We start from the raw sequence: 18521 nt of genomic DNA on the forward strand, positions 1-18521 counted from the left end.
CCAGGTCATGAACGATATTTTTGAACGTGAAGATCATCGCGTTGTCGCGCGATGGGGCGGTGAGACGATCTGGCTTGAGCCCTGCGGGCGCAACGGCGCAAGGGTGCGCACCACGCGCAATCGCGTGATCGACGAGAGGGCGATTTCAGCGCTTTTAAACGCCGACACGGCAGAGGCATCCTGGGACCTGAGCGACGAGGCCGCGATCCTGACGAATGGGCGCCTGCGCGCGGAGCTGCGGTTAGTGTCGCGTGGCATGGGCCCAGCCTTGGAAGTGCGGTTTTTCGATTCCGTCAGCGGCAGCCTGCTGCTTGAAGAGGAAATGCCGCACATTTTATGGCCGGGCACACGGCATTACAAACCGCAGGAAGGCGATCTGTGGCATGTCGAACAACGCTTCAAGGCGCATGAGGGCGAGCAGTTTTTCGGCCTTGGTCAGCATCAGCACGGCAAGCTCGATCAAAAGGGCTGCGTGATCGATCTGGTGCAGGCGAACACCGAGATCTCGATCCCGTTCCTGGTCTCTTCGCGCGGCTATGGCCTGATCTGGAACAACCCCGGTGTCGGCAGGGTGGAACTGGCTGAAAACCGCACACTCTGGGTGATGGAGGCGATGCCGCAGCTGGATTATGTCGTGATCGCCGGCGAAACGCCCGCAGCCATCCTCGATGATTACACCGCCCTGACCGGCCGCCCGCCGGAACTACCGGACTGGGCGCTCGGCTTCTGGCAGTGCAAGCTGCGCTACAAGACCCAAGAGGAAGTGCTAGCCGTCGCGCGTGAACACATGCGACGCGGCTTGCCGCTCGATTGCCTGGTGATCGACTTCTTTCATTGGACGAAAATGGGTGAGTGGCGCTTCAACGCCGACGAGTTCCCCGATCCTTCGAGTATGGTCGCCGAACTGCGCGAGATGGGCATCACGCCAATGGTGTCGGTGTGGCCATCGGTCAACGCCAATGCGGAAACCTGGGACACGTTCCAGAAAAACGGCTGGCTGGTCCAGAGCAAGCGCGGCGCGCTCGACGGCATGATATTTTACGATCGCGAGCCGGATGCGATGAATGCGCTGGCCTACTACGACGCGACGAACCCGGATGCCCGGGCGTTTCACTGGTCACGTGTCAAAAAGGGCTATGCCGATCACGGCATTCACGCATTCTGGCTCGATGCCAACGAGCCGGAAATGTACCCGATGCATCGCGATAATCTGCGGTTCTGGGCGGGGGACGGACCGGCTGTCGCCAACGCCTATCCGCTCGAGCATCAGAAGGGCTACGCCAAAGCTTTCAAGGATGACGAGATCATGGACGGGTTGATGCTCTCGCGTTCAGCCTGGCTCGGCACTCAGCGTTATCCTGTCGTTGTCTGGTCAGGTGATGTGAAATCAACGTTCGCCGATTTTCGACGCCAGATCCGCGCCGGGCTCAACATGGCGATGAGCGGCATCCCCTGGTGGACAACTGATATTGGCGGCTTCAAGGGCGGCGACGTCAACGATCCTGCATTCCGCGAACTCTTGATCCGCTGGTTCCAGTTCGGCGCGCTCTGCCCGATATTCCGCCTGCATGGGTTCCGCAAGGACGCATCGCGCGATGAACGGTTCGGAGAGCTGTTTTCGTTTGGTGGCGCCGACAATGAGGTCTGGTCGTTCGGCGAGGAGGTCTTCGCCATCTTGGAACGCTACATGCATCTGCGTGAACGGCTGAAACCCTATCTCAAAGCCTGCGGCGTGGAGGCCGCCGACACCGGTGCACCGATCATGCGGCCGCTTCTCTTCAGCTTCCCCGACGACCCTGAATGCTGGTCGCAAGATGATAGCTATTTGCTCGGTCCCGACTTGCTTGTTGCGCCTATCTTGGAGGCTGGTGCCAGCTCACGAGAGGTCTACCTGCCAGGCGGGTGTGCGTGGGAGGATGCCTGGACGGGCGCGCGCCATGCAGGCGGACAACAGATAATGGTCGAAGCGCCGCTGGATACAATCCCCGTCTTCCGACGCGCAGGCAGCGCGGTCCAACTGACCTAAATGCCGGTTGGCATCACCGCGTCCGCAGCAGCCCTTTCAGCGAGATTCCCTTACGGCTCACGGCACTGAAGCCGACCGCGAGCAGGATGATCGCGCCGACAAGTACCTCGCGCACGTAGCTATCGACGCGCATCTGGGTCAGGCCGTTGTCGAGCACGCCAAGGATAGCAACGCCGGCCAGCGTTGCAAGCACCCGAGGCTGACCGTCCCGGGTCACCGTCATGCCCAAAAACACCGCAGCGATTGCGGTCAGCATTAGGCCATCGCCTTGGGTCGGATTGGCGGATGCAACGCGGCTTGCATACATCAAACCTGCGAGGGCCGCTCCGACACCGGTGAACAGAAAGGCCGATAGGCGCAGGCTTGGTAGTGGCACGCCCGCCAGTCGCGCGGCTTCGGTATTGCCGCCAATTGCATAGAGCCTGCGTCCATAGCTGGTCTGCTCCAAAACCACCCAGACAACAAAGGCGATGAACAAAGCGACCAGCGTCAGATTGGGGAACACCAGAGCGCGCTCATCGACCGTGCCGATCACCGGGCCAGCGCGCGCAAAATCGCCAAAGGCGTCGGGGATGTCGCGCCCAAAGATGGTCCGCCCATCGCTAATCAAAAACGCCAAACCGCTGAATAGGGTCAGCGTTGCCAGAGTCGCAACGAAAGGAAGAATGCCGACGATCGACACCATCACGCCGTTGAACAGTCCGCCCAGCGCCCCAACCAGCAGCGCGGCGGCAAGGGCGCCTGGGATCGACCAACCGGCGACGAACAGCGTCGCAGCGACAACGCCGGCCAGCGAGGCCATGGCGCCCACGGATAGGTCGAAATCGCCCATCACCATGACTACCGTCATCGTGACCGCGACGACTGCCAACATGCTGATCTGTTGCGAGATGTTAAGCAGGTTGCGAGCGGTCAAGAACGTGTCGGGCAGGCTAATCGCAAAAAACAAGACGACGGCCAACATGCCGAACGCGCCACCAAAGCGCCGAATGACGCTGCTCATACCGCAATCCCCGCAGATTGCGACTGTTGATAGAAACGCGCGAGCAAACCGCCCTCGGTCAACCCATCGGTCGCGATGCATTCATCCAGCCGCCCGTCATGCATGATCGCAATGCGATCCGACAGACCGATCAATTCGGGCAGATCGGAGGACGTAAGCACCATGGCAACGCCCTGCTCGCTGAGGCTTCGGATGATCCGGTAGAGATCGAACCGCGCACCAATATCGACGCCGCGCGTCGGTTCATCGAGCATCAACACACTGGGCGAACCCGCCAACGCGCGGGCAAACAAGGCCTTTTGCTGATTGCCGCCGGATAGTTCGGCACACACTTGGCGCGAAGACACCATCTTCAAGCGCGTCTGAACGGCCTGCTCCTGCGTCACTTGTCTCTGCCTAAGTTTGTCAGTGAACGCACCCAAGCGTGAGAAGCGTGTGAGATGCGGCAGCACCACATTTTCTTCGATGGAACGGGCCATCATAAGCCCTTCGGATCGACGTTCGCGCGGAATGTACGCGAGGCCCTGCGCCCAAACGTCCGCCGGTCGCGTCTTCAGAGGTTGCCCGTTCAGCTTGATCGCACCACTTTTGCGGTGCGATGCGCCAAGCAATGTGCGCAAAAGCGCACCCCTGCCCGATCCGGCCAATCCGCCGATGCCGAGGATTTCACCCGGGTGCAAGTGCAGGTTGATGTCTCGCAGGCCAGCGGCGGAAAGACCCGTGACCTCCAGCACCGGCTCTGCCTCGGCTGCTAATGGGGAGGCCCTAGGCGGGAACAGGTCGCTCAGGTCACGACCGGTCATATCATGGATGATCCTGTCCTGGTCGGTCTCACGACGTGGGAGCGTTGAGATGTGCTGTCCATCGCGCAGCACCGTCACGCGGTTGCTGATGCGCAGTACCTCGGGCATCCGATGGGACACATAAAGAATACCGGCTCCTTGGAGGACCAGTTCGTCGATAACCGCGAACAGCCGCTCGGACTCCTCACCCGTCAGTGCCGCCGTTGGCTCGTCCATCACATAAAGCCAGGGCACACGGCCATCGCCGCTCGGAATCAGTGTGGCGGCAATGCGGACAAGCATTTGGTCGCCTGGCCCTAGCGAAGAGATTGGCGAACGCGGGTTGATTTGGCCAAGGTCGAGACGCTGGAGCGCCTTACCTGCCTGAGCGTTAAGGGCTTGCCAGTTCACCAAACCAAAGCGGGTTGGATAGGCGTAGTCGAGGAACATGTTTTCCGCGACCGATAATCCGCTGACGGGATGCAATTCCTGATGAATGAAGCGCAAGCCAGCCTGTTTCATCAAGCTTGCTTGGCCCTCCGGAAGCCTGGCGCCATTAAGCGCCAGGTGTCCTGTATCGGGCCGATCAAGACCGGCCAAGATGCGGATCAAGGTCGACTTCCCAGCGCCATTCTCACCCATAAGCGCATGCACTTCGCCGGAACGCAGCGTAAAACTGACCTGTGCCAGCGCCTGGACAGGTCCAAAGCGCCGGCTGATGTCGCTGAATGCAATTTCAGGCATCTTTACCCCTGAAATTTCAGTGCTTTAGCTATGAGTGGTCCGACCCTCACTCACTCACGTTGGCCGCTGTGATAAGGCGAGTGGGGACATAGATAACCCGCTGCACCAAGTCTTCACCACCCAAGAGGCGCGCGACCGTGTCAGCCGTCGCCGCGCCAATGCCCTGAAAGTCTTGGGCCACTGAAGCCTCGAAGTTGCCACCCTGCGCAATCGCATCGCGCGCCTGCGGATTGGCATCGATGCCGGTGATAACGATCCCTTCATCGGACCGGCCTGCCGCCTCAATTGCCTGCAATGCGCCGAGCGCCGGCTGGTCCCAAGCGGCCCAGACCGCGGCGATGCTGCCGGTTTCGGGATTAGCGGCCAGCAACGCTTCCATCTGCGCGCGGCTGTCAGCAATCCCGCCATCGCTCACGTCCGGCGTTATGCGGTCGAGAACTTCGATGTCGGGGAAGTTGGCGAACACAGCATCGGCGATCACACCTCGCACCTGAACCGGCGGGAAAGGATCGAAGGTGAACATCACAACGCCACCCTCGCCACCAATACGGTTGGCCACATAGACCGCCGTTTCGGCTGCCATCGCATAGCCGTTGGACGTAACATTGGCAGCTACCAAGGGATCATTGCCGGCGTCCATTCCAACCACGGGAATGCCAGCATCCGATGCCGTCTGAAGGCCCGCACCGATCTGCGCTGGATCGACATTGATGACGATGGCATCAACGCCCTGCGTCACCACATCTTCCATGCGGCTGATTACCGCGGCCACGTCGCCAGCGGTATCGATCACATTGACCGTCCATCCGCGCTGCTCGGCTTCAGCGGTGAACCCTTCGACGTAAAACTGTGTTCCAGGCTGCGCCAAATAGGGTGTGACGACAGCAACTTCCTGAGCGCTTGCTGCGCCGACAAAACCTGTCACCAGAGCGAGGCCGGCAAGCGTTGTGCGAAATTTCATTTCCTTGTTCTCCCTGATCGCCAATCGTATGGCTTGTCTTTACATGCCAGCGGACCGACGGCACGTCTACACGCGGTGACGAAAAGGGAATGGCAATGGTTGCGGGCGATGCGAGACCAGCCTTGATCGGCATTGATGTCGGGACGAGCTCGGTCAAGGCAGTGATGGTCGATCAGTCCGGTGCTTTGCTGGATCGTTTCAGCGCTTCGCATGCCATGCAACGGTCAGGGCCTGGGGCTGCCGAACAGGATGCGCATGGCTGGCTTGATTTGGTCCACAAGGCGCTCAACCAGTTTGCTGGCCGCGCCAGCGCCAAGTCTGTTGCAGCCATCGGCATCACCTCGCAGGTGAACACACATGTTTTCTGCGATGGCACCCTGCAACCGCTCGGCAACGCGATCACTTGGCAGGACACACGGCCAGGCAATGACGCCGCCAAGCTTGACGCCCAAATTAGTGTGGAAGCAAAGATCGAAGCGCTGGGCGCACCGATCCCGATTGATGCCAGTCATGCGCTGTCGCGAATGGCCTGGATGGCACGCAATCACCCGAACATTTGGTCAAACACGCGCCATGTTCTGTCGCCGAAAGACTTTGTGATTGCACAATTGACGGGCGAAGTTGTCGCCGATCCCCTCGCCTCTATTGGATTAACAGGCACGGACTTGACTTACGCCGGTGACATTCTTGACTTGATGCCAAGGTCACAGAACCTGCTCCCAGAGTTGCAGGACCCTTTGACCATCGCCGGGCATGTCACAAATGGTCGGCCGTTCGCCGGTGTTCCTGTTGCCGTTGGGACGATGGACGCCTGGTCCGCAATGTTCGGATTGGGCGTCGCCCAGGATCATCAAGCTATGTATCTGTCGGGAACCAGCGAGGTGCTCGGCCTGATTTCTCCCTCACGCATGGGCACGCCCGGCGTCGTCGCTTTTCCCGAATGGCGTGGCATCACGCTGCACGCCGCACCGACGCAGGCAGGCGGCGCGTCAATCGCATGGCTTTCGCACCTCTTGGGACGCAGCATCGCCGATATCTCCACGCTTGCCGCCAAAGCCATAATCCGCGCTGAAAGTCCGCTTTTCCTGCCGCACCTGGAGGGCGAGCGCGCGCCGCTATGGGATGCGACAAGCCGTGGTGGATTTGCCGGTCTGACGTCGTCGTCGGGAGCCGAAGAGCTGGCAGCAAGTGTCATGGAAGGCGTGGCCTTTTCTGCGCGGCTTGCGCTTGAAGCGGTTGATGCCAGCGGCAACTATGCAGCCGAGACGCTGCGTCTTGGCGGCGGTGGCGCGACTTCGGACATATGGTGCGAGATACGCGCTAGCGCGCTTGGGCGCCCTCTTGAGCGCGTCAGTGTTTCCGAAACTGGGGCCACAGGCGCCCTAGCAATGGCAAGCGTCGCGTGTGGGCTGTCAGACGACCTTCCGGATGCCGCGGCAGGCCTCGCAACGCTTGATTGTACCTTTGAACCTGATCGAGTGACCGCCGCCATGGTCGACGATCGCTTTGCGGCCTATCAGGATCTTTATCAAGGCCTACGGCCGATCGCGCTGAAACTTGGAGAATCCGTCAGATGATGACCGTTGATCTGCTAGCCCGCACCTGGTCTGAGACAGACTGCTCCTCTGCGCGCTATCTTGAACAAGCCAACCATGTGCTGCGTTAGAAAAGGATCAAACGAATGACAGCGATTGGCTTGGCACTTGGCGCCGGTGGCGCGCGCGGGCTTGCCCACATCCACGCTCTGCGCGCCTTCGATGATCTTGGCGTCAAGCCCTTGGCCGTGGCTGGCACCTCCATGGGCGCGCTGATGGGCGCTGCCTACTGCTCCGGCATGTCGGGCGAGAATATCGCGGCCTATGTGCGCGAGCGGATTGACGATCGCCTTCGATTGATCGGCGAGGTATTCAAGATTCGTCCTGCCAGCGTGCAAAGCTTTTTGAACGATGGTGGCTTGCGCATTGGCGAGTTGAACCTGGAACGCATCCTGGCGGTGTTCTTGCCAGACCAGGTTGGCGAGACCTTCGAAGAACTTGAAATCCCGCTCAACGTTGTCGCCACCGACTATTATGGAGAGCGCAGCCTGATCTTTTCTCGCGGCCCGCTGCGCGCGCCTTTGGCCGCTTCGGCGTGCATGCCCGCGATCTTCTTGCCCGTGCGCATTGATGGCGCCTTTTGCATTGATGGCAGTTCCACCAACCCCTGCCCTGTCGATACGCTGCAAGAGGCAGCGGACCATGTACTCGGTATTGATGTTGCCGGCGGCACCCATGGTGATTCAAGCAAAAAACCAAAGATGGTCGATGCGGTCTATGCGGCCAACCAGATGATGCAGATGACGATGGCGCAGCTTCTGGCAGAAAAGTTCGCCAACACGGTCCTGCTCCGCGCGCCGGTCGATCGATTCCGCCCGCTTGATTTTCTCAAGGCCAAGGAAATTCTTGCCGAAACCCAGCCGCTTTATGAGGACACCAAACGGGCGATTGATGGATTTTTGAACGCTTGACCGTTTCAGTTGCCGAGGTTTGCTGAGCGGACCATTGGAAAAGTGCTGTGTTCATGAGAAGGCAATCGTGCTCATCGACTGCCTGTTCGCGGCCCAACTCTGGAGGTTCTGATGGGACCTGTCACCGACATCGTTCTGCCCCTTGCCCTGGCGTTCATCATGTTTGCGCTCGGGATTGGCCTTACGTTGGACGATTTTACCCGCGTGGCGCGGCAGCCACGGGACTTTTTGATCGGCGCCGCAGCGCAGATGCTGCTGTTGCCGCTGGTCGCCTTCACACTGGTGACGCTCTGGCCCATGCACCCGGAACTCGCCCTGGGCGTCATCATCATCGCCGCAGCACCAGGCGGCGTTACCTCCAACATTCTGACCGCTTTTGCCAAGGGTGACGTCGCGCTGTCGATCTCACTGACCGCCATCACCAGCTTGCTGAGCGTTTTAACTGTGCCGCTGATCGTTACAGCGGCCTATGCCTATCTGATTGGGGACGCGGCGGGCCAAAACATCTCGATCACACGGACTGCGCTCAGCGTGTTTGCCATCGTCACCGTGCCTGTGTTGCTTGGGCTGGCTGTAAGGCGTTTTGCAGAAAGCTTTGCTCGGCGCTTTGAGCCCTTAGCCCGCAAAGCATCGACGGTGCTGTTTGTTGTCGTGCTGGCCGGTGCGATACTTCAGGAGCGCGCCAACATCGTCGCCTACTTCGCCCAAGCCGGTTTGATCACGTTGGTGCTCAACGTCGTCATGATGGCGCTGGCCTTCGTGCTAGCGCTGCTTTTTGCCTCCGGTCCGCGCCAGCGCACGGCCATCTCTCTAGAATGCGGCTTACAGAACGGGACCCTAGCGATTGCTGTCGCGGCCCTTTTGTTTGGCGGTGGCCTCGCGACTGTTCCGGCGGCGACCTACAGCCTGATCATGTTCGGAACCGGCCTCATCTTCGTGGCAGCCCTGCGCCGATCGCAGCCTGACGGTTAGAAAAAATTGACCTGCGGCGGAGGCTGGGAATGGCAGAGATTGAAGGAAAGCATTCGAACGCTCAACAGCCATTCTCGGCGATTGCTATGCAAACGCCTGCCATGGCGACGTCGTTTTCTGGCGAAAACAACTTGGCGGACAGGGTGGGATTCGAACCCACGGTACGGTTACCCGCACGCTGGTTTTCAAGACCAGTGCCTTCAACCACTCGGCCACCTGTCCACGGGTCGTGCTTGTGACGGCAAATTGAGCCGATGGCAAGAGCACCTTACCAGGCTCCGAGCTTGATCCATCAAATTGTCCACGCTGCTTTGGGTGGCCCTTAAACTGATCTTGGTATGTCACGCACCGTCAAAATTCTCATGTGGGGCACATCATGCTGATTGTCATTCCTCCACTGCCCTCGGTGGGCACGGTCCTTTACCTGGTTAAAGGCCTTTTGATCATCGGCGCGTTGGCGCTGGCAGGCTTGTTTGTATACCGGTTCTTTGAGAGCTACGCGGTCGTTCTGCAGACCGGCGTTTGGTGGATGGCACTGCCAATGGTGGCGCTCACCGCTTTGGCGATTTGGCTGGCGCTGAAGAGGCGTTTCTGGTTCGCCGCTTGCGCCCTCATCCCTCTGGTCGGCATCAATTTCTACGTCCAAAGCGCCTGGCAGGGGCAGATTGCCGACGCTGAAGCTGCGAATCTTCGTGCAGCCAGCTATGTCGAGGCGATTGTGAGCTCGTTCCGCGGCCACAGCGCTTTGGTGCCGCAAGATGTGCGCACCTTTGCAGGCAACCTTGAATGGATCAGTGGCGATTTCACTGGGGCACCTGGGCTTGAAGAGCAGGCCTACCGTCATGATGTGCTTTACGGTGCTGTGAACGATCTGGGTGTCGGTTCGCGTCTGGCCTGGCCGCAAGGAACAGGATCGCAGGGATTCCTTGACGCTTACGCGCCTCTTCGCCAGGCGCACGGAGACTGGCTCGGTTTCATCGCCGATTGTGAGTTACGGATTGATCCGCCCGTCGTTCACGGTGGTCATTGCGCGACGGCCGGCGGAATTCTGGAAAGTTATGGCGTTGATCTGAGATCGCAGATGGACGCGTTTATGGCGGACAAGGGCGGCATGGCGGCTTGCTCCAGCCAGATGGTCTGCGCGAGCTATGCGCGCCGATACAATGACTTCCTGCGCTGAACTCCTGTGAAACACACCTACAAAAAAGGGCCGGTCGTTCGACCGGCCCTTTCTCGTTCCAGCGCTGCGCCGAGTTAGTTCGGGTAGGCGTCGTCGATACCCTGGATGTAGAAGTTCATGCCCAGTATCATGTCGAGCGGCGCGACCTCGCCTTCGGCGACAACCAGTTCACCTTCCTGGTTGTAAACAGGACCGGCAAAAGGATGGATGTCACCGGCGATGATGCCGGCCATGGTTTCTTCAGCCACGGCGCGAGTTTCATCGGACATGTTGGCAAAGGGTGCCATCTGCACCATGCCAGACTCCATGGAGCCCATGGCCGATCCAGTTTCCCAGGTGCCGTCGGCAACGGCTTGAACGCGCTCGATATAGTAGGGCGTCCAATTGTTGACGATGGCGGTCAGCTGCGCCTCCGGCGCAAAAGCGCTCATATCGGAATCATTGCCGAAACCGCGCACGCCACGCTCCTGCGATGCCTGGAGCTGTGCGGTGGAGTCTGTGTGCTGCACCAGAATGTCGGCGCCTTGGTCGATGAGAGCGTTGGCGGCTTCTGCTTCGCGCGGCGGGTCATACCAGGTGTTGACCCAGATGATTTTCACTTCGACGTCGGGGTTCACCGACTGCGCGCCGAGCATGAACGCATTGATGCCAGAGACCACTTCAGGGATAGCGTAGGAGGCGATGTAACCGATGGTGTTGCTCTCGGTCTCCATGCCAGCAATCTTGCCGAGGATGTAACGGCCTTCATAGAAATGGCCGTTGTAGTTGGCGAAATTCTCCGAGGAAAGGTAGCCGGTCGCGTGCTCAAATTTCACGTCCGGGAAGCGCTCGGCAACCTCCATCACCGACTCCATGTAACCGAAGGAGGTGGCGAAGATGATGTCATGGCCGGTGCGCGCCAGACGCTCCAGCGCACGCACAGCATCGGCGCCTTCCGGCACACTTTCCAAATAGGTTGTTTCGACCATGTCGCCGAGCTCTGCTTCCATGGCCAAACGCGCCTGATCGTGGGCGTAAGACCAGCCATGGTCAGAGATCGGTCCAACATAGACGAAGGCGGCTTTGACCGTATGGTCGTCGGTCTGCGCCACCGATGCGGCGCCCAAAGACAGGGCGGCAGCGGTGGCGAGGACCGTCAGAGATGATGTCAGTTTTTTCATCTTGGCATCCTATGGTTCAGTTTCGTTGATGGCGGGTGAGGTGAGCGCCTTGCGGAGGGCCATCGCGATCCGCTGGGCGCAGGGTCTGTTAGCGGTCAGGCACGAAGGCTCTGCCAAGCGCGGCGGGTGTGTTTCGGCGCATCATCGCCTGATTGCGCGAGAGCAAAACCAGCGCCACGATGGTGGCAATGTAAGGCAGCATTGTCATCGCTTGCGGCGGCACACGGATGCCAAACGCCTGTGCATGCAATTGCAAAATGATCACGCCGCCAAAGAGATAGGCGCCGGCAAGCGCGCGCCAGGGCAACCAGGTGGCGAACACAACGATCGCAAGCGCAATCCACCCGCGTCCTGCGCTCATCCCCTCAGTCCACTGGGCGGTGAGCACCAGCGACAGGTAAGCGCCTCCAAGGCCCGCGCACATGCCGCCAAAGGCGACGGCGCCCATGCGGATCAAGCGGACATCGCGGCCGAGCGCATGCGCGGCTTCAGCGTTTTCACCGGTGGCACGCAGGATAAGGCCGACCCGCGTTTTGAAAAGCGTGTAACTGACGCCCGCAACGATCGCGAAAGAGAGATAAACCAGGATGTCGCGATCAAAGAGAGCCGGACCAATGAACGGGATCGCGCTAAGACCAGGAATAGTGATGGCTTCGAGGCGCACACCGGGTGTGCCGACAAAGCTTTCACCGATGAGGCCAGCAAGTCCCAAGCCAAGCAATGTCAGGGCCAGGCCGGTCGCCACTTGGTTGGAGGCGAGATAAACGGTGAAAAGGCCGAACAACAGCGACATGCCGACGCCAGCCAAGCCGCCAGCGATCGCGCCAAGGTGGGGGTTGCCGGTGGTCAGCGACACGCCAAAGGCAACGACCGCGCCCATGATCATCATGCCCTCTACGCCAAGGTTGAGGACACCAGAACGCTCCACCACGAGTTCGCCGATGGCAGCGAGCACGATTGGTGTCGCCGCACCAACAACCGTGATGAGAATACCCTCAAGCAGCATCGGTGGCCTCACTGGCAACAGGTGCGGAAGACGCGGCTTTTGGCGATGGCTTCAACCGCAATTGATAGCGCACCAGCGTGTCGCAACCGAGCACAAAGAACAGCAACATGCCTTGGACGACGCGGGCCATCTTGTCTGACAGTCCTAGAGATATTTGCGCGGCCTCCCCGCCGAGGAAGGAGAGCGCCAGCAACAACCCAGCAAACAAGATGCCCCATGGGTTCAGTCGGCCGAGGAAGGCAACGATGATGGCCGTGAAGCCATAGCCAGGCGAGATAGTCGGGCGCAGCTCACCGATCGGGCCCGCAACTTCCATGATACCGGCCAGACCTGCCAATGCGCCGGAAAACATCAGCGCGCCATAGGTCAACGTCTTTGACGAGAAGCCTGCAAACCTGGCGGCGCGCGGTGCTTCGCCAACAACCTTGAAAGCGTGCCCAGCCAGCGTTCGGCTCATCACGAACCACATTACCGGCACGGCTGCGAAGGCAATCAAGATGCCGACATGCAGGCGCGAACCAGGCAGTGTGGCAAGCGACTGCTCGTCAGAAAAGTTGCGCGACTCCGGGAAGTTGAAGCCACCTGGGTCGCGCCATGGACCGCGCACCAGATAGTCCAAGATGAGCAGGGCAATGTAGGCCAGCATCAAGGAGGTGAGGATTTCGTTGGCACGAAACTTCACCTTCAAGAAGGCCGGAATGCCGCCATAAAGTGCGCCGCCTACCATGCCGAGGATCAACATGGTCGGCAGCGTCGCCCAACTGGTCCATTCAGGAAAGAGGATCGGAGGGATCGCGCCAAATATGGCGCCCATCGTGAACTGACCTTCGGCACCAATGTTCCAGATGTTGGCGCGATAACAGACCGCCAAACCCAGAGCGATGAGGATCAAAGGCCCTGCCTTAAGAAGCAGCTCGTAGATTGACCAGAGTTCGGTTAGCGGGGCGATGAAATACTCGTAAAGCGCGGCAACCGGGTTGAATCCCATAACCGCGAACGTGATGCCGGACGTCAGGACCGTCAGGCCAAGCGCCATAAACGGAGCGGCGATAAGCATGGTGCCGGACGGCGCATCGCGTTTGACCAGCTCAAGCTGCATCGGATTGCTCCGCCGGATCGGTTGCAGGAGTCGAAGGCTTGGCCGTCGGATCGCCGCCCATCAACAAGCCAAGCTGTTCCAGCGTGACGTGGGCGGCATCCAATGGTTCCGATAAGTGCCCGTGGGAAAGCACAGCGATCTTGTCGGAAATCTGCAGAAGCTCATCAAGGTCCTGGCTGATGACGATTACCGCTGTGCCTTTCTCTGCCAGGTCCATAATAGCCCGGCGGATGAAACTGGCCGCTGCCGCATCGACGCCCCACGTAGGCTGGTTGACAACCAACACCTTTGGGTCGCGTGACAGCTCGCGCCCGACAACGAACTTTTGCAAGTTTCCGCCGGAAAGCGTCGAGGCTGCCGGATCGCCCTTCGCCGAGCGCACATCGAAGGCCTCACGGATCATGCTGGAAAGCTTGTGGATGGCCGAAAAGCGCATCACACCGAGCGATCCGAGTGTGCCATCTTCGCGCGCTTTGCGGGTGATGAGTGCGTTTTCGCTCAGCGCCATGGCCGGCACAGAGGCATGCCCTGCCCGCTCTTCCGGCACGAAGGCCGCGCCTAGCCGGCGGCGCTTGGATATTGGCAGCGATCCAATTGGCTTGCCAGCCATGCGCACACCATCCAGATCGACCAGCGCTTCACCCGATAGGACGTCAAACAGTTCTTTTTGTCCGTTGCCGGCAACGCCGGCCACACCCATGATCTCACCGGCGTGGACACGAAGGGATAGGCTTTTCAAGCTCATGCCAAACAGGGTGCCGGGATTATGGCTCACATCGTTGAGCTCAAACATCAGCGGCGCGTCGGCGGCCAAGGCGCCAACCTTGCGCGTGACCTCCGAGACATCTGAGCCCACCATGGCGCGCGCCAGGGACGCTGAGGATTCTTGCCGCGGATCGGTGCGGGCCACAACTTTGCCGTGCCGCATGACTGTTGCATCATCGCAAAGCGCCCGCACTTCATCGAGCTTGTGGGAAATGTAGAGGATGCTCTTCCCCTCGCTCGCCAACTGTCTGAGCACGCCGAAGAGGCTTTCGGCTTCTTGCGGCGTCAGCACCGATGTCGGCTCATCGAGAATAACGAGCGACGGCTTTTGCAAGAGGACCCGTAGGATTTCGACACGCTGGCGAACGCCGACGTCGAGATCGCCCACTGTGGCGTCAGGATCGACAGCCAACCCATAACGTTCGGCAAACGCGGAGAGCTCGGATTTAACGTCTTCGGGGGTCGGTTTGTGGTCGAGCGCCAGCGCGATGTTTTCGGCAACACTCATCGATTCAAACAGCGAAAAATGCTGAAAAACCATGCCAATACCCAAGGCGCGGGCTTCGTTCGGCGAATTCACAATTGTTGGCTTGCCGCGAATGACGATGCGCCCGGCGTCCGGCTGAAGCGTGCCGTATAGCATTTTCACTAGCGTCGACTTGCCGGCCCCATTTTCGCCGAGCAGTGCGTGGATCGAACCTTCGGATATCGACAGGTCCACTCCGCCAACAGCGACAAGCGCGCCGAAGGATTTCGTCAGGCCCTCAACGGCCAAAAGCGGAACATCATTGCCCAAACGCAAGGTCACCCAGGATGAACAGCGTGGCGCGCAAACGGCAAGCCCATCGATTGAACATGCCTATCCGCGCGCCACTTCTGGCAATCTAGTGCCTGTTTGACCGTTCCGGCAACTGCGACTTCAGCCAATCCTGCCGCAAAGCTGTGCACATTGGCCGCCTAGCCGCGGCAAAGTGCTCAACCGTTCGGCAGCAATACCGTCGCGCCCGTTGTCTTGCGAGCTTCTAAAGCCTTGTGGGCTTCAACGGCCTCGCTCAACGCAAACCGTTGGGCGATCGGGATTTTCACGGCTCCCGAGGCGACAACATCGAAGAGGTCATTGACGTTCTCTTCGAGCATAGCCCTCGTGGCGATGTGGGCAAAAAGCGTCGGTCGCGTGACGTAGAGACAGCCCTTCTGGCTCAGGATACCGAGGTTGAACGCCTCAACCGCGCCTGACGCGTTGCCGAAGGATGCGTAGAGGCCGAACGGTTTGATGCAATCTAGCGAGCGCTCAAACGTTGCTTTACCAACGCCGTCGAACACGACATCGCATTTTTCGCCATCGGTCAGCCGGGCGACTTCCTCGGCGAAGTCTTGGGTCGAATAGTTGATGCAGTGGGCATAACCATGCTCAAGCGCGATCGCGCATTTCTCATCTGACCCAGCAGTCCCGATGGCCGTTGCACCCAAATGCTTGGCCCATTGCCCTGCGATTAGGCCGACGCCGCCCGCGGCCGCATGAAACAGCAAGGTGGTATCGGAGGTCACCTCATAGGTCTTGCGCAGCAGGTAGCGCGCCGTCATACCTTTGAGCATCATCGCGGCCGCCGTTTCATCGTCGATACTATCGGGCAGTCTGATCGCGATGTCGGCCTTGATGATACGATGGCGGGCGTAGCTTCCCAGTGGCCCGACATAGGCAACGCGATCGCCAACACTCAGGTCGGCAACTTCCGCGCCTATGGCGACAACCTTGCCCGACCCTTCATGGCCAGGCGTGAACGGCACGCCGTTGGGTGCCGGATAAAGGCCATCGCGAAAATAGACGTCGATATAGTTCAGGCCGATGGCGGCATGTTCGACGACAATTTCATCAGGACCTGGATTAGGCAGCGTGGCGTCTTCAAACTGCATGACTTCTGGACCGCCGGTCTGATGGATGATGATCCGCTGCGTTGGTGTCGTCATGAGGGTTCGCTTTCAGCTGATGTCGGGAGGCTTGGTCGGCAGGATGCCGCATTGACCGGCCTCTGTCGAAGCGTCAGGTAGGGCATAGACAATCAAGGAGCAAGGACATGTCGACCGCGCCAACGCCTTTTGATGTGGTGGTTTCAGGCACCGGGCCGGCGGGCATGATTGCCAGCCTGTGCGCTGCGCGTGCCGGCCTTTCGGTGGCTTTGGTCGGGCCGGCGATCAACCTGGCCGACAAACGCACAACCGCCCTGCTGGCACCGTCGCTCGACACGCTTGAAACCTTGGGGCTTAGCGAAGCAGTCGCGGAGATCGGCACGCCACTGATGACAATGCGGCTGATGGATGGGTCGCGACGGCTTCTGCGCGCGCCGACCGTGTCCTTCGATGCTGAGGAGATTGGACGGTCACTGTTTGGATTGAATTGCCCCAATGCCCCACTCAATCAGATGCTGAATAATGCGGTTTCCGATCGCAGTGAGATCACCCGTGTTGAGGGGTTGGTGGTCGGCTATGATCTTGGCGCGAAGCCTCTCGCCCTGACGCTCAAAGATGGCCAGGTCTTGCAAACACAAAGCGTGATCGCGGCTGACGGCAAGAACTCACTGGCCCGCGAAGCGGCGGACATCAAGGTGCGCCGTTGGTCCTATCCGCAGACAGCAGCGGTCGGCATCGTCAGGCACGCCAAACCGCATGATTATATCTCCACCGAGTTCCACACCGAGACCGGGCCTTTCACCTTTGTTCCCATGCCGGATCAGGACGGTGCGCACCGTTCCAGCTTCGTCTGCGCTCTGGCACCAGAAGATGCGGAAGCGCTGGCAGCCATGAACTTGCCCGAGGCGAGCCTTTTCCTGGAGAAGCGCTCACAGCACCTGTTTGGCGCGCTGGAGCTGGAAGACGCGGTGCAACTTTGGCCGTTGGAAGCCCTGGTGGCCAACGCTTTTGCGGCCAAGGGGGTTTTTCTCACCGGAGAAACGGCCCACACCTTCCCGCCCATTGGCGCGCAGGGGCTCAACCTTTCCATTCGCGATGGCCGCGACGCAGTCGAGGTGATTGCCGGCGCGTTGAAAGACGGTGAGGAACCAACCTCTATGCTGATGGCGGCGCGTTATTCGGCCAAGCGCCGCGCCGATGTGTGGGCGCGTACCTTTGGCGTGGACGCGCTGAACAAATCCCTTCTCTCCGACAATCCCTTGATGCAAGTCGGTCGTGCGGTGGCCATGTCGGCGACGCGTGTTTCGCCGAGTCTCAAAAAAGTGCTGATGGTGGCAGGGCTTGAGCCGTTTGGCCTGCGTACCCTCGTCGATGGTATGCGCGAGGTTCTGCGCCCTGCCGCCTGACCAAGCCCGTTAGCGCGGGAAGAGATCAACCGGCAGATGACCGCCGGTGATCAGAAGGATCATTACGGTCAGTGTCGGAATCGATACCAGAGTGCCGACCAGCACCATGGATGAGGCGCGCTCCACCCAGACGTCATATTGGCGTGCCATCACGAACACGTTCAGCGCAGGCGGCAGCGAAGCCATGAGGATCGCGGTGTAGACCCAGATCGGATCATAATCACCGGCCCAGGAGAGCAGCACCCAGATCAAAAGAGGGTGTAGTGCCAATTTCACGAACAGCAGCCACGGCACTTCGGTCGGCACGCGGGTCAGCGGCCGCAAGGCGATGGTCACCCCCATAGCAAAGAGCGCGCAAGGGGCGGCGGCTCCGCTTAGAAAATCGATAATGCGCTGTAACGGTCCCGGTGTCTGGAAATGAAAGGCTGCGGCCGCGATTCCCAAGGCGCTGGCAACGATAAAGGGGTGGAAGACAATCTTGCGCGTTACCAGCAGCGCAATCTGCAAAGGCTTGTCCTTGGACGTACCGCTCATCGCCATCAGGATCGGCGTCAGGATGAACTGCAATGCGTTGTCGAAGCAAAAGATCAAAGCCGTTGGCACCGCAGCGGGCGCGCCAAGGACCGAAAGCGTCAAGCCAGGCCCCATATAGCCGATGTTGGAGTAAGACCCGGCGACGCCTTGCATGGCCGCTTCGCTCAAATTCCGGCCTCGGAAGGCTGCCACCAACGTTGCCAGCACATAGGCGAGAAACGCGGCTAGCGTTGTCACCACGATGAACGACCAGCCTTCCAGCTGATCGAGCGGCGTTGAGGACAACAGATCAAAAAACAGCGCTGGTAGGGCCAGATAGATGATGAAGAAATTGAGCCAGGCCAGACCATCCTCTGGAAGCTTTGCCACGCGACCGGAGAAAAAACCTAGAAAAATCAATCCGAAAAAAGGTGCCACGAGGGCGAGGATGTCGGCCATGGAGTCCTGCTCGACGACGCGGAGAAACTCG

General features: G+C 59.8%; 15 protein-coding genes and 1 tRNA gene. 6 read left to right on the forward strand and 10 right to left on the reverse strand.

The window, feature by feature from the left end:
- Positions 1 to 7 precede the first annotated feature (7 nt).
- Positions 8 to 2026 (forward strand): glycoside hydrolase family 31 protein, encoded by a 2019-nt coding sequence (locus JJ917_05860; GenBank protein ID MBO6698338.1) that lies wholly within the window; start codon positions 8 to 10, stop codon positions 2024 to 2026.
- A gap of 13 nt (positions 2027 to 2039) precedes the next feature.
- On the opposite strand, the gene JJ917_05865 is transcribed toward JJ917_05860, so the two are convergent.
- The 3 genes from JJ917_05865 to JJ917_05875 are packed head-to-tail and all read right to left on the reverse strand — an operon-like array spanning position 2040 to position 5516.
- Positions 2040 to 3029 (reverse strand): ABC transporter permease, encoded by a 990-nt coding sequence (locus JJ917_05865; GenBank protein ID MBO6698339.1) that lies wholly within the window; start codon positions 3027 to 3029, stop codon positions 2040 to 2042.
- Positions 3026 to 4555, reverse strand: coding sequence for a sugar ABC transporter ATP-binding protein (locus tag JJ917_05870; protein ID MBO6698340.1), 1530 nt, complete (start codon positions 4553 to 4555; stop codon positions 3026 to 3028). The genes JJ917_05865 and JJ917_05870 overlap by 4 nt, the downstream gene beginning before the upstream one ends.
- Positions 4556 to 4601: 46 nt before the next feature.
- A complete protein-coding gene (locus tag JJ917_05875) occupies positions 4602 to 5516 on the reverse strand; it encodes a substrate-binding domain-containing protein (protein MBO6698341.1) in 915 nt (304 codons plus the stop codon).
- An 89-nt stretch (positions 5517 to 5605) separates the two neighbouring features.
- On the opposite strand from JJ917_05875, the gene JJ917_05880 reads away from it, so the two are divergent.
- From JJ917_05880 to JJ917_05890, 3 genes are all read left to right on the forward strand, one after another.
- Complete coding sequence (locus tag JJ917_05880; protein MBO6698342.1) at positions 5606 to 7093, forward strand: hypothetical protein; 1488 nt, start codon at positions 5606 to 5608, stop codon at positions 7091 to 7093.
- Between the two features lie 104 nt (positions 7094 to 7197).
- A complete protein-coding gene (locus JJ917_05885; GenBank protein MBO6698343.1) occupies positions 7198 to 8022 on the forward strand; it encodes a patatin-like phospholipase family protein in 825 nt (274 codons plus the stop codon).
- Positions 8023 to 8133: 111 nt separating this feature from the next.
- Positions 8134 to 8994 (forward strand): bile acid:sodium symporter family protein, encoded by an 861-nt coding sequence (locus JJ917_05890; GenBank protein ID MBO6698344.1) that lies wholly within the window; start codon positions 8134 to 8136, stop codon positions 8992 to 8994.
- A 132-nt stretch (positions 8995 to 9126) separates the two neighbouring features.
- Here the strand turns inward: JJ917_05890 and JJ917_05895 are convergent.
- A tRNA-Ser gene (locus JJ917_05895) sits at positions 9127 to 9216 on the reverse strand.
- A 154-nt stretch (positions 9217 to 9370) separates the two neighbouring features.
- Here JJ917_05895 and JJ917_05900 point away from each other — a divergent pair.
- On the forward strand, positions 9371 to 10174 hold the full coding sequence (locus JJ917_05900) for a hypothetical protein (GenBank protein ID MBO6698345.1): 804 nt from the start codon (positions 9371 to 9373) through the stop codon (positions 10172 to 10174).
- Positions 10175 to 10248: 74 nt separating this feature from the next.
- Here JJ917_05900 and JJ917_05905 read toward each other — a convergent pair whose 3' ends face one another.
- The 5 genes from JJ917_05905 to JJ917_05925 form a co-directional block, all read right to left on the reverse strand.
- A complete protein-coding gene (locus JJ917_05905) occupies positions 10249 to 11334 on the reverse strand; it encodes a BMP family ABC transporter substrate-binding protein (GenBank protein ID MBO6698346.1) in 1086 nt (361 codons plus the stop codon).
- 88 nt (positions 11335 to 11422) lie between these two features.
- On the reverse strand, positions 11423 to 12340 hold the full coding sequence (locus tag JJ917_05910; GenBank protein MBO6698347.1) for an ABC transporter permease: 918 nt from the start codon (positions 12338 to 12340) through the stop codon (positions 11423 to 11425).
- The gene (locus JJ917_05915) at positions 12330 to 13439 is read right to left on the reverse strand and encodes an ABC transporter permease (protein ID MBO6698348.1); all 1110 of its coding nucleotides are present in this window, start codon (positions 13437 to 13439) and stop codon (positions 12330 to 12332) included. Before JJ917_05915 ends, JJ917_05910 begins: the two co-directional genes overlap by 11 nt.
- Complete coding sequence (locus JJ917_05920; GenBank protein MBO6698349.1) at positions 13429 to 15012, reverse strand: ABC transporter ATP-binding protein; 1584 nt, start codon at positions 15010 to 15012, stop codon at positions 13429 to 13431. The genes JJ917_05915 and JJ917_05920 overlap by 11 nt, the downstream gene beginning before the upstream one ends.
- Positions 15013 to 15179: 167 nt before the next feature.
- Positions 15180 to 16172, reverse strand: a complete 993-nt coding sequence (locus tag JJ917_05925) for a quinone oxidoreductase (protein ID MBO6698350.1) — start codon at positions 16170 to 16172, stop codon at positions 15180 to 15182.
- A 107-nt stretch (positions 16173 to 16279) separates the two neighbouring features.
- Here JJ917_05925 and JJ917_05930 point away from each other — a divergent pair, with 107 nt between their 5' ends.
- Positions 16280 to 17518: an FAD-dependent monooxygenase gene (locus tag JJ917_05930; protein MBO6698351.1), complete on the forward strand. Its 1239-nt coding sequence runs from the start codon at positions 16280 to 16282 to the stop codon at positions 17516 to 17518.
- Between the two features lie 9 nt (positions 17519 to 17527).
- On the opposite strand, the gene JJ917_05935 is transcribed toward JJ917_05930, so the two are convergent.
- Positions 17528 to 18490, reverse strand: a complete 963-nt coding sequence (locus tag JJ917_05935) for an AEC family transporter (protein ID MBO6698352.1) — start codon at positions 18488 to 18490, stop codon at positions 17528 to 17530.
- Between the last annotated feature and the right edge of the window lie 31 nt (positions 18491 to 18521).

Source organism: Hyphomicrobiales bacterium (genome assembly GCA_017642935.1).
Taxonomy (GTDB): domain Bacteria; phylum Pseudomonadota; class Alphaproteobacteria; order Rhizobiales; family MH13; genus MH13.

What these genes read in the sequence shown, in the direction of transcription:
- JJ917_05860 (MBO6698338.1), top strand. Translation starts at nt 8, where the DNA reads ATGAACGATATTTTTGAACGTGAAGATCATCGCGTTGTCGCGCGATGG.
- JJ917_05865 (MBO6698339.1), bottom strand. Translation starts at nt 3,029, where the DNA reads ATGAGCAGCGTCATTCGGCGCTTTGGTGGCGCGTTCGGCATGTTGGCC.
- JJ917_05870 (MBO6698340.1), bottom strand. Translation starts at nt 4,555, where the DNA reads ATGCCTGAAATTGCATTCAGCGACATCAGCCGGCGCTTTGGACCTGTC.
- JJ917_05875 (MBO6698341.1), bottom strand. Translation starts at nt 5,516, where the DNA reads ATGAAATTTCGCACAACGCTTGCCGGCCTCGCTCTGGTGACAGGTTTT.
- JJ917_05880 (MBO6698342.1), top strand. Translation starts at nt 5,606, where the DNA reads ATGGCAATGGTTGCGGGCGATGCGAGACCAGCCTTGATCGGCATTGAT.
- JJ917_05885 (MBO6698343.1), top strand. Translation starts at nt 7,198, where the DNA reads ATGACAGCGATTGGCTTGGCACTTGGCGCCGGTGGCGCGCGCGGGCTT.
- JJ917_05890 (MBO6698344.1), top strand. Translation starts at nt 8,134, where the DNA reads ATGGGACCTGTCACCGACATCGTTCTGCCCCTTGCCCTGGCGTTCATC.
- JJ917_05900 (MBO6698345.1), top strand. Translation starts at nt 9,371, where the DNA reads ATGCTGATTGTCATTCCTCCACTGCCCTCGGTGGGCACGGTCCTTTAC.
- JJ917_05905 (MBO6698346.1), bottom strand. Translation starts at nt 11,334, where the DNA reads ATGAAAAAACTGACATCATCTCTGACGGTCCTCGCCACCGCTGCCGCC.
- JJ917_05910 (MBO6698347.1), bottom strand. Translation starts at nt 12,340, where the DNA reads ATGCTGCTTGAGGGTATTCTCATCACGGTTGTTGGTGCGGCGACACCA.
- JJ917_05915 (MBO6698348.1), bottom strand. Translation starts at nt 13,439, where the DNA reads ATGCAGCTTGAGCTGGTCAAACGCGATGCGCCGTCCGGCACCATGCTT.
- JJ917_05925 (MBO6698350.1), bottom strand. Translation starts at nt 16,172, where the DNA reads ATGACGACACCAACGCAGCGGATCATCATCCATCAGACCGGCGGTCCA.
- JJ917_05930 (MBO6698351.1), top strand. Translation starts at nt 16,280, where the DNA reads ATGTCGACCGCGCCAACGCCTTTTGATGTGGTGGTTTCAGGCACCGGG.
- JJ917_05935 (MBO6698352.1), bottom strand. Translation starts at nt 18,490, where the DNA reads ATGGCCGACATCCTCGCCCTCGTGGCACCTTTTTTCGGATTGATTTTT.